This window comes from Chloracidobacterium sp. (assembly GCA_016711345.1).
GTDB lineage: Bacteria > Acidobacteriota > Blastocatellia > Pyrinomonadales > Pyrinomonadaceae > OLB17.
On record JADJTD010000001.1, the window covers coordinates 1,022,168 to 1,035,351 of the forward strand.

At 49.2% G+C, this 13,184-nt stretch carries 12 protein-coding genes; 7 read left to right on the forward strand and 5 right to left on the reverse strand.

The genetic code is table 11. The annotated features are described in order from the left end of the window. Positions 1-29 precede the first annotated feature (29 nt). Genes IPL32_04135 through IPL32_04145 form a run of 3 tightly spaced genes read left to right on the forward strand, consistent with a single transcriptional unit; the run spans position 30 to position 4,877 of the window. Positions 30-2,396, forward strand: coding sequence for a hypothetical protein (locus IPL32_04135; GenBank protein MBK8464998.1), 2,367 nt, complete (start codon positions 30-32; stop codon positions 2,394-2,396). Then, complete coding sequence (locus tag IPL32_04140; protein ID MBK8464999.1) at positions 2,397-2,855, forward strand: ribonuclease HI; 459 nt, start codon at positions 2,397-2,399, stop codon at positions 2,853-2,855. 30 nt (positions 2,856-2,885) lie between these two features. Beyond that, a complete protein-coding gene (locus IPL32_04145) occupies positions 2,886-4,877 on the forward strand; it encodes a hypothetical protein (protein MBK8465000.1) in 1,992 nt (663 codons plus the stop codon). On the opposite strand, the gene IPL32_04150 is transcribed toward IPL32_04145, so the two are convergent. The 5 genes from IPL32_04150 to IPL32_04170 form a co-directional block, all read right to left on the reverse strand. Beyond that, positions 4,861-5,727 (reverse strand): 50S ribosomal protein L11 methyltransferase, encoded by an 867-nt coding sequence (locus IPL32_04150; protein MBK8465001.1) that lies wholly within the window; start codon positions 5,725-5,727, stop codon positions 4,861-4,863. The two genes, IPL32_04145 and IPL32_04150, sit on opposite strands and share 17 nt — an antisense overlap. A gap of 29 nt (positions 5,728-5,756) precedes the next feature. Next, positions 5,757-6,656, reverse strand: a complete 900-nt coding sequence (gene era / locus IPL32_04155) for a GTPase Era (protein ID MBK8465002.1) — start codon at positions 6,654-6,656, stop codon at positions 5,757-5,759. 717 nt (positions 6,657-7,373) lie between these two features. Continuing rightward, entirely contained in the window at positions 7,374-9,152 is a 1,779-nt protein-coding gene (locus IPL32_04160) for a hypothetical protein (protein MBK8465003.1), read from the reverse strand. Between the two features lie 161 nt (positions 9,153-9,313). After that, entirely contained in the window at positions 9,314-9,661 is a 348-nt protein-coding gene (locus IPL32_04165) for an STAS domain-containing protein (protein ID MBK8465004.1), read from the reverse strand. 83 nt (positions 9,662-9,744) lie between these two features. After that, positions 9,745-10,155: an ATP-binding protein gene (locus IPL32_04170; GenBank protein ID MBK8465005.1), complete on the reverse strand. Its 411-nt coding sequence runs from the start codon at positions 10,153-10,155 to the stop codon at positions 9,745-9,747. Between the two features lie 78 nt (positions 10,156-10,233). On the opposite strand from IPL32_04170, the gene aroA reads away from it, so the two are divergent. The 4 genes from aroA to IPL32_04190 all read left to right on the forward strand — a co-directional run bounded on the left by aroA (position 10,234) and on the right by IPL32_04190 (position 13,119). Further along, positions 10,234-11,532 (forward strand): 3-phosphoshikimate 1-carboxyvinyltransferase, encoded by a 1,299-nt coding sequence (gene aroA / locus IPL32_04175; protein MBK8465006.1) that lies wholly within the window; start codon positions 10,234-10,236, stop codon positions 11,530-11,532. Positions 11,533-11,542: 10 nt separating this feature from the next. Next, positions 11,543-12,058: a shikimate kinase gene (locus tag IPL32_04180; GenBank protein ID MBK8465007.1), complete on the forward strand. Its 516-nt coding sequence runs from the start codon at positions 11,543-11,545 to the stop codon at positions 12,056-12,058. 170 nt (positions 12,059-12,228) lie between these two features. Beyond that, on the forward strand, positions 12,229-12,726 hold the full coding sequence (locus IPL32_04185) for a BON domain-containing protein (GenBank protein MBK8465008.1): 498 nt from the start codon (positions 12,229-12,231) through the stop codon (positions 12,724-12,726). An 18-nt stretch (positions 12,727-12,744) separates the two neighbouring features. Then, positions 12,745-13,119 carry a LysM peptidoglycan-binding domain-containing protein gene (locus IPL32_04190; protein ID MBK8465009.1) on the forward strand — a complete coding sequence of 125 codons (375 nt, stop codon included), beginning with the start codon at positions 12,745-12,747 and terminating at the stop codon, positions 13,117-13,119. Positions 13,120-13,184: the final 65 nt, after the last annotated feature.

The following is a 13,184-nucleotide window of genomic DNA, read 5'->3' on the forward strand; positions in this document are numbered from 1 at the left end:
GAGCTTGAAAGATAAGTTCAGATCGCGTCATGCATATCTCAAAGATCGAGCTTGAGAATATCAAGTCTCACATCTCATCGACATTCGAATTTTCACGCGGAACGACCGCTATTACAGGCGAAAACGGAGCGGGCAAAACTACGATCATCGAAGCTATCGCGTGGACACTTTTTGACCTGCTCGAGTATAAAAAGGAGGATTTTGTTCGTCGCGGCGCCAAGAAAGGCTCGGTAAGGGTCACATTTGAAAGCAGCCTCGACGAACGCGAGTACATAGTCTATCGCGACAGCGGTGCAGGCTATCACGTTACCGATCCGCGTCTGAACACACGAATCGCGGATAAAAAGGAAGAGGTCTTTCGTTTTCTCTGGCAGCATCTCGGCCTCGAACCGGGCACCGATCTCAAATCGTTGTTCCGGCAGGCCATCGGCGTTCCCCAAGGCACGTTTACGGCGATCTTTCTTGAAGGATCAACCGAGCGAAAATCGGCGTTTGACCGTCTGCTAAAGGTTGAAGAGTATCGTCAGGCTGCAGAAAAGCTGCGTGACACGTCGCGCTTTCTCGATCAAAGCATTTTAGTGATTCGTGAAAGCATCGCGAGAGCGGAAGGCGAACTATCCCGCTCGGAAACCGTAACTGCCGAGCACGATAAGATAAAAGAACATTCCCACAAGCTTAACGGTGAGATTGAAAAGATCGCCGCCGAATTGGCTGACAAACAATCAAGAGTAAAGTTGCTTAATGAACAGGAAAAGCAGTTAACGGATCTCAGATCAACTCTCGAACGCAGGCGTTCGGACAAAGAAAAATTAGAAATTATTGTCCAGCAAGCTGAAGCCGCCTTAGCTCGTGCAACCGAAGCGGCTACCAAGATCGATAAAACTCGTTCACACCACGAACAGCATCTGACCGCGCTCCGCAAGCTTACCGAACTTGAACGTGAACGAAAACATCGCGATCAATTGAAATCGGAACTCGCCAAAACTGATGCTGCGATCGTAAATGTCAAAGCTGAGCATCGAAGGCACGAACAGGAGCTAAATAATATTGCTGCGGCCCGCAAAGAGATCGAAACTCTGCGAGCCAAAGCAGCGGAGCAGTTAGAAATAGAGACCGAAACAGAAGACGTTCGCAATAAGATCGCGGGTTCGCGAAATGCTGTGGAACGACTGGAAAGCATAAACAGAGAAATTGAAAACAAGCGCTCGATCTATCGAACTCACCGTGAAGATGTGAAGGCAAATGCGAGCGACACCCAACAAGCAGTTGAAGACAACGAGAGTTTCAAGCGACTCGGTATGGAACTCCAAAAGGATGTTGATGGCCTAAAAATAAAACAGAAAGCTCTTGAAGTAGATGCACAGCAGCTAGGTAAATATGAACAGCGATATTCTGAATTGCAATCGAAATTGAAGGCGTTGGTTGATCCTGCGGCACGGATACGTGTGCTTGAGAAAAGTTTGATCCGCGAGCCTGAGTTACGAACAGGTTTGACCAATGTTGAGAGCAATCTCGAACGCCTTGAGAGCGAACGCAAGCTTTTCATCGAACAACTTGACGACTTTAAAGATTTTGACAAACGCTGGTCGCAGTTAACGGCTGAACGTGATGCCACAATCAATGCTCACCGCACCTTTTTGGCAAATGAGGGTGAAGCCTCAATGCTTGCGGGGCTTAAAAAAGAACTTCAGGTATCCAACGACAAGGTCGCTGCTGCCAAAACAAACCTTGAAAAGGCGCAGGCTGCTTTCGCATCTGCGGCTGGTGGATACGACGTCGAGCGGCACAAGATCGAGCGAAGTGAATTATTGAACGCGGAACGTCGTCTCGCCGAGACTCATGCGACCTTCGCTGCCGCGAAAACGCGTGAGGAGCAGATCGCTGCGGAATTAGAACGATTTGCCGCTATCAGAAAGTCGCTTCAAACCGAGTTCAAGGACAAAGAAAGACTTGAAACCGTAGCGGAAACGACGGCCTTCATTCGTGATACGCTCAAGGAAGCCGCTCCTCGCGTCGCACGGAATTATGTTTATCATGTTTCGCTCGAAGCAAATCAGATGTTCCGCGAGATCACGGGCAACGGCGAGCGGACGCTGAAATGGACGGAAGATTATTCGATAGTTCTCGAAGAGGACGGCTATGAGCGCCCGTTTCAAAGCCTCTCGGGTGGCGAACAGATGTCTGCAGCATTGTCGGTTCGCCTCGCTATACTAAAACAGATGAGCGATATTCGCATCGCGTTCTTTGACGAGCCAACGACAAACATGGACACCGAAAGGCGCGAGAATTTCGCAGAACAAATAAGTCGCATCAAACATTTCGACCAGCTTTTTGTTATCTCGCACGATGACACTTTTGATAACTATGTGGATAATGTGCTTTCGATAGGCGATTAGATGAAAGATGTAACGATAGTTTGTGACGGATCGAGCCTCGGCAACGGTAGAGGAAATCCGCGTGCTGCGGCGGTTGCCGTGCTTGGGTTCAGGGGCTACTGGAAAGCCGTCGGCGAATATCTCGGCAATGCAACCAACCAGCAAGCCGAGATCGCGGCCGCTGCTATCGGATTAGAGAATTTGAAGGAAAGCTGCACGGTTACATTGATGTCTGATTCGCGATATGTGGTCGAGACGATGGGCGGGACTTGGAAACGTAAGACAAATCACGACTGGTGGAAACGGCTCGATGCCGCCGCCAAAAAACACACGATAGCGTGGAAATGGGTCAAGGGACATTCGGGACATGAAGTACAGGAAGTTGCTGATTCGATGGCACGCAAAATGGCCGAGCTCGGATTTGTCGACGAAGCTCTTTTGGACGAAGCCGTCGTGGAACTCGGCGTTATAGAAATTTAGCCGCAAAAGACACAAACTATCGCTCTTCAGATGCAGTCAGGATTTTACAAATCATTTTTTTTTCTTTTTGTGCTTTTTTACAGCCATCATTCGGTCGTCGCTCAAAACACCCTTTCGTCGCAGAAGACCGGACTTGGCTGGGCGTGGCAAAATCCGCTGCCGCAGGGTAATCCGCTGTATGCGATCCATTTCGCAAAGGACAATGAAACCGGATACGCGGTCGGCTCGGACAATACGATACTGAAAACAAAAGACGGCGGTTTCCGTTGGGAAAAGCAGTCTTCGCCGACCAACGTCACGCTGTCTGGAGTTTATGTTCGCGACACGAATAATGCACTTATTGTCGGCTCTCGCGGAACTGTGCTCACGACCGATGATGGCGGCAGCGATTGGAAAACTGTTGCGGTCGACACACGCGATCATCTTTACGGGATTACATTTGTATCAGCCGATTCTAAAACTGGTTGGGCTTGCGGCACATACGGCCGCATCCTTAAAACCATCGACGGCGGCATGACGTGGAAGGTCCAACCGTCAGGCACCACCGAACATCTTCTAAAAGTGTCGGCGTTCGATGACAACCACGCGGTTGCTACAGGCATGAACGGAGTCTTGCTGACCACTGCAAACGGCGGCGATTCGTGGCAGAACTCAAATCCCTGCGGCAATGCGATCGTCTCAGGTTCCGCTTATCTAAGGTCCAACACCATCATCGCGACAGGCTACGGCGGCTGCGTGGCACGAAGCACAGATGGCGGCGCGACATGGTCGCATCAAAATATATATAGCCGTGCGGACATGCTTTCGGTATCGTTTTCCAGCGAGAAGAACGGTTCGATAACAGACGCCAATGGCATGGTCTGGTTGACCGGCGATGGCGGAACGACGTGGCTGCCGTTCAATGTTCGGACTAACCCGAAACTTGTCGCCATCTATTTCGCCAACACGTTTACAGGCTGGGCAACAGGCGAAAACGGCCTCATCCTGCGTACGGACGACGGCGGCTTCAGCTGGCAGCGGCTTACTCAGGGCGGCCGCGAAGATGTCAACGATATTACATTTCTGAGCGATGAGATCGGCGTCGCCGTCGGATCTAATGGAAAGATCTGGATCACTAACGACAGCGGTCGTATGTGGCTGCCGGTATTTAGCGAGAGCCTCAAAAATCTTAATGCCGTTTCGTTCGCTGACGGTCAACTGGGTTGGGCGGTCGGCGATGGCGGCACGATCCTGAGAACAATAAACGGCGGTGCGAGTTGGGTCAGCAACGTCACCAATGTAACAGAAGACCTGTTTGGCGTGCATTTCATTTCGGATAAAGTCGGTTTCGCTGTGGGAGCGAACGGAACTGTCATGCGCACATCTTCAGGCGGTGAATCTTGGGTGCGTTCTGATTCCGGCACCAAGCTGTGGCTCGAAGATGTAAAATTCCTTGACGAGACACGCGGCGTTGCAGTTGGCGACAGCGGCACTATTCTCACAACCGACGACGGCGCTCTTACGTGGAAAAAGATCAAGACCAACGTCCGAGACAATCTGTATGCCGTAAGCTTTTCCGACAACAAAAGCGGATTTGCTGTAGGCTCGGGTGGAATAATTCTCAAAACATCCGACGGCGGCGCGACGTGGAAGGATATGGAAACCGCGTCGGGAAACAGCCTCTTTGCTGTTCAGTCCTTTGGTGCTGCGAGTGCTATCGCGGCGGGTGAATTCGGAACGGTTCTTGTAACCGAAGACGCCGGCGTGACTTGGCAGACGCAGCCGAACATTACCGGCAGAGTGCTGCAGGCAGTTGTTTATCGTGGCGGAAACAATCTTTGGATCACAGGCAAAGGCGGAACGATTTTGAAGAGAACCGCCCCACTGTCACCTAAAAAATTAGAATCTCCCATTGAGCGTCCGGTGCTAAAAACTGCGATGCCTCGTTCAAAACCAAAACGGCGCAATCCTTTGATCACGATTACCGACGACGGCGATATTCCTCTGGCAATGCCGACTGCCAAACCTAGTCCATTGAAATAATTACCGCGATCCATTCTCCGGAAGTTTCAAATTTGAAATTTGAGATCTCAAATTTCTGAAGATCCAAAACAATGATGTCTCTCTGCTCAAGCAAGATTCCAGACAGCACCAATGTCTCTTTCGTCTTTTCAAGCAGCAATGGCAGCAGCGGAACGATCACGTCAATCGTAAGATTTGCGCATACAAAATCAAAAGCTGGTGTATCGCCATCTATCGACCCTAGAAAATATTCGATCTTCTCGCCGACACCATTTAAGATAGCATTTTCTTTTGCGATGGCGACGGAATCCGCGTCGGTATCACAGGCTAGAATTTCAAGTTTATCTTTGGCTAATTTCGCTGCCGCTATCGCCAGAATTCCGGTTCCGGTTCCGACATCTAGAAACGATTGTCCGTTGCGGTAATTGTCGGTGATCGCCTGCAGACAAAGCTGCGTGGTCTCGTGCGTTCCGGTGCCGAACGCCATGTTCGGTTCGATGCTAATGACGATCTTTTCGGTCTTATCAACGACTTCCCACGGCGGAGCGATGATAAAATTGCCGATAACAGTTGGCTTCCAATATTTTTTCCACTCTGCGAGCCAATCTGTCTGTTCCACTGCGCGAGTAGTGATATCTTTTACGGCGTCAGATGTAAAACCATAGATCATTAACGACGCATCCACCGCGAGACGAATATCCGCCTCGTTAGGCAACGCATCGAAGTATCCGGTTACACGCAGTGGTGCGCCATCCGCATGTCGAAAGCTGTCGATCTCGTTGCCAAGAGACTCGAGCCGATTGAACGCCGATTCGACGGCTTCGGCTGCATCAGCATGAACCACAATATCGACTGCAAACCAATTTTTCATTCCTTCTCTGCGTTCTCTGCGTTAAAGCCCTATTCACGGATACCTATGTCGTCCAAATCGCGTTCGCGGTTGCGCCAATCTTCGACGACCTTTACGAATAATTTCAGAAAGACCTTTTTGCCCAGCAGCTTTTCGATGTCCATTCTCGCCCGTGTCCCAATGTCCTTTACGCGAGCGCCTTGCTTACCGATTACTATCTTTTTTTGCGAAGGTTTTTCGACATAGATCGCGCAGAAAATGGTTGTCATCGTCGGGTCGCTTTCGTCAAAAACTTCGGTCACGACGGCTGTCACATATGGAATTTCCTCGCCGGTCGATTGCAAGATCTTTTCGCGGACCATCTCAGAAACGATGCTGCGCATCGACTGGTCGGTCATCTCGTCAACATCAAAAATAGGCTCGCCTACGGGTAGATGTTTAACGATGAGAGACAACAAATCATCGATCGCATCGCCCTTCAAAGCAGAAACCGGCATGATCTCAGCGAACTCATATTCCTTTGAATAAAATTCCATCAAAGGCAGCAGAGCAGCTTTGTCCTTGATCTTGTCGATCTTATTGAGAACAAGTATCGCCTTGCTTTCAGCTTGTTTCACGAGCTCAAGCACAAACTTGTCGCCATTGCCCGTCGAAACGCTCGCATCACGCATCAGCACAAGCAGATCGACCGACATTATCGCGTCGTGAACAGCCGACATCATTCTTCGGTTTAGCAAATGTCCCGGCTTGTGCACGCCCGGCGTATCGACAAATACGATCTGTCCGTCATCACGCGACACAATGCCCTTGATCCGATGCCGTGTCGTCTGCGGCTTATTTGAAACAGCCGCGATCTTTTCACCGACCAGACGGTTGAGCAAAGTTGATTTCCCTGCATTCGGCCGCCCTATCAACGCGACCAAACCGCTCCGAAAGTCTTTATTTACCATTGATTAGACGTTATCAGACTGTTTTCGGAATTCAGAATTCAGAATTCAGAATTTTGACTGTCCCAAAGTGTCCCACTGTCCCACCGTTTTTTTTCACGGAAAATGCCGTTCCAAGCGTTCCACACCGTTCCACATAGGTGTGGAACGATGTAAATGTTGTAACGAATAAGGTTATTGTCGGTTTTTGGCTGCGTTCCGCACTTTTTTGAAAAAAACTTTTTTGTTCAAAATATGGCGATCTGTAACCAGCTTGGACGCCTTAAACGATGTAAACATTATGTTTATGGTTTGACTTAGCGATATTCCTTTAATTTTTCAGAATCGCCGTTTGTCTGACAAAGTATTACAAAATGCGCGGTTTGTGGCACAGATCGTTACAGCTTTCCGCTGCCGTTCGACTGGTTTTCAAAGATCAAAGATCATCGACGTTACAACGATCCCGCATCAACCTAGCGCATTTCAAGGCAAATTGGAAGACCAACTTTCTCGATATGGCGTGGTTTTCTCGATTTGACGCAACTTTCCGACAAAAATTTAAGAAGTAACCACGAAAATACACGAACGAACACGAAAACAAAAATGTTCTTATTTTGTGTCTGTTCCTGTATTTTCGTAGCTAAGCCAGATGCATAAGCCCGCACGTCCGTAAGGGCGGAACACTCAGCTTGCGCTTACAAGTGACTTTAGAGACAAGAAAACCTTGAATTTAATTATTGCCTACTGCAATTTGATCAGCCTTTGCATGCCAGCCATTGCGTCGTTGAAGGCGCCGACACGTCCGAGTTTTATGGCTTCGTCGTAGAGTTTGATTGCCATTGCGTTGTTGTTGAAATGTTCGTAGATGCGGGCGAGGGCGACGTAGGTTAGGGAGAGGAGCGCGGGATCGGTGTCGACGGTTTTTACCTCGATGACTTTGCTGTAGGCCTCTTTGGCTTCGATGAGTTTGGCGGCTTGGGCGTCGGCGTCTTCGAGCTTTGTGGCTTCGAGAGCGGCGACGCGGCCGAGGTTGTAAAAGATTCGGGGATCGTTTGGGTTCTGGGTTTGGAGCTGTTTCAAATCGGCGGCGGCCTTTGTGAGATCTTTTGCGTCGATCGACTTTTGAATTTCGCGAAGCCGAACGGTTACGGGATTTTCGACGACGACAATCTGACTTCCCTGTTGACTTTTTCGCTCTTCGCGTGCGGCGAGGGCTCTCGTTCTCGCATCGACAGTCGCGGCGATGCTAGTGCTTTCTTTAGCAGGGTCGAACGAAGCGATCATGTCGCCGAGCGATGCCGCAATATCAAACCCGGATTCTTCAATCTCCTTCAGTTTTTCGGCAAAAAAGAACGTAAGCACCAAGCCTTTTTCATGATCCTCAAATAGTCGAAGTACCGATTCGTCAGCCAACGACTGTTTGAATTTTTCAAGTTCGGCTGAGACCGCGCGTTTTTCAGCGTCGGTTTTCATCGTGTCGATCTTTCGACGAGCCTGATCGGTTGCGATGTTCTTTTTAACGAATTCAGCCTGCCGAATATCGACAGCCGCCGCCAATGAACGTGAAACGGTCAAGAACACATCGGGCGTGATCGAGGGATCTGTTTTACGGCGCTCGTCGAGCTGCGGTCTTACCCAATCGCGCAAGGCAGTAATATCCTTGGAATTGCTCAGTACAAGCGGATCGATCACAAATTGCAAAAATGCCCGGCGAACGTCGGAAAAACTGAGGTCTTTGTCAGGCGGCAGAATCACATAATAATCGTCGCGGGCATTCAGAAAATTAACGTTTCCCTGCGCTGCAAGCATTTCGGGAACGATGAAAAAGTGACGCTCAAGAACGCGTGTCTCAACTTTTTTGATCTTCGTTTTGCTCTTCGTCTTTTGTGTTTCGATCTGCGTTTTTTCGGTTGAAAATAGCTGCGGCCGCGTGTGCAGATAATCGAGCAGTTCGCTGACCATTTCGCGAGTAGAACTTCGCAGTACGCCGTCGGCTTCGCGTCCGTAGCTTCGCGCGTATTCGTCCAATTTTGAATTTATTCCGGAGCGGCGATAAAATTCGCGAGCCAACGGCGCGAAGTCTAAAACATCGAGCAAGCTTCCGGGCAGGTCGTTCGTTATTACCGGATCAGCAAACTCCGGTGCGGGAGTAAGGGTAAGTGCCATCGACATGAACGGAGCTACGATCTGAGCATCAGAAAAATTTGGATGGCGTTTTTTGTACTGCGTGACAAACGCAGAGATGCGGCGGCGCAGGTCAGGATCGAGCGCCGCAGTGTCTTGCAGCAACTGAGTCCTGAATTTTGTTCCTTTTTCCGAGAGAGGCGTGTTTATCAGCTTTTCACTACCGGCAGGAGTCTTTGTCTCGGCCATTTCGAGAGCTGCAAGAACCACGATCAGCCGCCTATCGGCCTCGATCTTGACGCCGTAATTGCTGAGGTCAAAGCCCAGCTGCACGCCTTGTCCGGTAACACAAAATGAGAGCAACAAGATAAATGCTAATAGGTTTGTTAGACGCATGAATTCAATTCTCCAATGGCGATGGTTTGTCTCTTAAAAGATGAATGTCCTGCTCGGTTAGATGTATTTGATCGCCAATAAAAGAATAAAGGATAGAGGAACAATAAAATATTCCTCTATCCTATTATTTTCGGATCTGTTGCCGTGAAGCCACGCAGCTCTTAGTTATAGCTGCTGAGGGCCTCGCCTTCGTCATCGAATACGTCGAAAACCGTCAAGAGCTTGGTGATCGCGAGAAGATCCTGGATCTTTTGCGTCAATTTCAAAAGCTTCAACGTGCCGCCTTCTTTCTTGACGGCTGTAAAGCTCGAAACCAATTCGCCGATGCCGCTCGAATCGATATAGCCGACACCTGCCAGATTAAGCAGGATCTTATTCTTGCCTTCGCCAAGCAGCCGTCGAATAGCTGTTCTAAGTGCCACGCTGCCTTCGCCGATCGTTACTTTGCCCGCGAGATCAAGAATCGCAACGTCGCCGGCCTGGCGTTCAGTAATATTAATATCAGACATTATTATCTCCTCAAGTTTAGTTTCGTTAGGTTAATAGCCGATTTTAGTCCACTCTGATCGAAAATCCAAACAGACATCAGAGATTACCGTTTTTTGAACATCTCTACGACGAGGCCGCCTTCGGGGTGGTTCGACCAATCAATATCGTCCATAAATGAACGCATGAACAAAATGCCGCGACCGTTTGTCTTTAGTAAATTCTCAGGATTGGTCGGATCAGGTATTTCTTCAACTGAAAATCCCTCGCCAAAATCTCGAACCGTGATCCCAAAGCCTTCCTCGGAGTCTTCCATCTTCACCTCAACGTGTTTGGATTCATCGAACTTGTTGCCATGCTTGACCGCATTAGCGACCGATTCGCGGACGGCCATGTCGATGGCATAGGTAAATTCTTCGTCAAGTCCGCGCTCGGCAGCAAAGTCAGCGGCCTTCATGGCTGCTTCTTCGACTGATTCGATACGGCTGGGCAGTTTGATCTCTCGTATTTCAGACACAATGTATGCTTTGTAAGTTATAGTTTTAAAGTAGTTGCTGTCAAGACAAACGCCCGCGATAAATCTAAAATTGTCGATATGAGGATCTATCCGGCCAAATCGCTGCACGGAACAGTACATCTGCCGGGAGACAAATCGATCTCGCACAGGGCCGCGCTTATCGCCGCAATGGCCGTCGGCGACACGCGGATCGAAAACTTCAGCACGGCCGAGGATTGCCAAACTACGATCAAATGCCTCAAGGAACTTGGCGTGTCGATCACACAAATTGGTAATGATGTGCTCGTAAAAGGCGTTGGTAAGAATGGCTTTCGCAAACCCATAGGGCCGCTTGATTGCGGAAATAGCGGAACGACGTTGCGTCTGCTCGCAGGCATTCTCGCAGGGCAAGACTTTGAAACAACGCTGATCGGCGATGAGTCGCTAAAAAAAAGGCCGATGCAGCGCGTGATCGATCCACTCGAAAAAATGGGCGCACGCATCGGTTCAAGTGACGACAAACCGCCGCTGACAATATCGGGAATCTATCCGCTGCGATCTTTTGCACATGTACAGAATATTGCTTCCGCTCAGGTAAAATCGAGTATTCTGCTTGCCGCTCTCAACTCAGATGGCGACACCTCGATTATTGAAACGATCTGGACCCGCGACCACACTGAGCGCATGCTCGAATGGTTTGATGTAAACGTAAGGACATCAATGCGGAAGGATCGGAAGCAAGTAACGGTCTCTGGAAGCGAAGTTCTCAAGGCACATGATGTGAAGATCCCGTCGGACATCTCGTCAGCTGCTTTTTTCATCGTGGCGGCGGCTTGTTTAAGAGGCTCAAATATTGAGATGACCAATGTTGGCGTTAATAGGACAAGAACTGCTATTTGTGATCTTATTTTTGATCTATGCGCAGATGCTGAGATTCACACATTCACTGACGTTTGTAATGAACGCGTTGGAACGATCAATGTCTATGGTGGGCTGCTGCCCCGTAAACAAAGACTGCTACTTAACGGTCCGATCATCGCCCAAATGATCGATGAACTGCCGATCATTGCAATACTCGGCACGCAATTGGAACATGGGATCGAGGTTCGCGATGCGGGAGAACTTCGCGTAAAGGAATCCGACCGCATTGTCGCGATCACAGAAAACCTGAAACGGATGGGAGCCGAGGTAACCGAGTTTGACGATGGCTTTAAGGTCGAAAAATCTCGGCTGAAGGGAGCTGTTGTCGATTCGTTCGGCGACCATAGAATCGCGATGGCATTTGCCGTCGCTGGGATTTTGGCGGACGGAGAAACAGAAATCATCGATGCTCATTGCGTTGATGTTTCCTTTCCGGGCTTTTTTGATGTGCTTGCCAGCATCACCCGGTCAACATAATATCTAACCAATGGCCAAAGATACTCACATTGCGTTGACCGGTTTTATGGGCGTTGGGAAATCCAGCGTCGCACGGCACCTTGCGAATATGCTGAAGTGCAAAAAGGTCGATCTCGACTTCGTCATCGAATCAAGTGAGAATCGAAAGATCGCTGAGATCATCGACGCCGAGGGCGAAGGCAAATACCGTGAGATCGAAACCGAAAACCTCAAAGAAGTATTGAATGCCTCTGACATAAAGATACTTTCGCTTGGCGGCGGTGCGTGGACCATTGAGCAAAACCGCAAATTATTGCAAGAAAATGGCTTTACGAGTGTGTGGCTCGAGGCTTCGTTCGATCATTGCTGGCGGAACATCGCGTTTTCGCGGAAAGATCGCCCGCTTGCGAGAAACAAGCAAAAGGCACTAAAGCTCTTTGAAGACAGACAAAAAGTGTACTGTTTGGCTGAATGGCATTTTGTCATTCGGCCCGATTTCACGTCGTATGATGTGGCTCGAATGATGAAAGAGGAAATTTTTTCGTGAAATTCCCGCTCCGACATTGCTAAACCGCCTGATTTGCATCAATATATTTTTACTGGATAAATTAGTATCTCCGCACCCTTGGTCGGAAAGAATTTATGCTTGGTACCGCCTTTTATTAAAGGCCATTTTTGATAATTAAAGGACAAAATATAAACATTTTGGAGGAAGTAATGAAAATTAAATTTTTTACAATTCTCACTTTGGCCGTCGCTCTATTTTTGAGTGCGTGCGGCAAGAGCGATGCGGACATACAGAAAGCGGCTAGTGAAAAGCTGTCTGCCGATAAGGTTGCCGGCGTTACCGTGGCCGTCAAAGACGGTGTTGCGACGCTGACCGGCGAGGTCGCTGATATAACCGTAAAAACAAAGGCCGAGGCTGCGGTCAAGGGCGTCGAAGGCATTAAATCCGTCGATGCAGCAAACCTCAAGACAAAGCCGCTTCCGCCGCCGCCGGCACCGATTGATGACGTGCAGGCATCTGACCCGATGAAAAAGGGCACCATTGATGAGGTATTAAAGAAAATGGGCATTAGCGGAGTTAACGTCGCAGTCAAAGATGGCGAAGTCACGTTAACCGGCACAGTTGCCAAAGACCGTCTCGCCGAGGTCATGAAGGCCGCACAAGAAGCCGACGTGAAAAAAGTAAACAACAAGCTCACAATTAAATAGGCCGATTAGGGAGGAAATATGTCATTACAAGAGAAATATCAAACACTTCTTGAACTCGCCAATTCTAACGGCACGACCTATGAGTTGAGCGAAGGAGACGGAGTTCTGCACATCGATGCAACCGCACCAAGTGCCGAAGCAAAACAGGCGATCTGGGACGAATACGAACGCATCGACCCCGAATTTCGTTCGGGCGACCTGATCCTGAACGTCACCGACTCAAGCGCAGCCGGCGGCGGAGCAAACACCTACACCGTCGAATCAGGCGACAACCTAAGCAAGATCGGCGCCAAATACGGCATCACCTGGAAAGCCATCTACGACGCCAACCGCGACATCATCAAAGACCCCGACATGATCCATCCGGGACAGGAATTGAAGATTCCGGGTTAATGGAATTTTTGATCTATTCATAAAAAGCCTGCATGTTTGTTCATGCAGGCTTTTTATTTTGATTC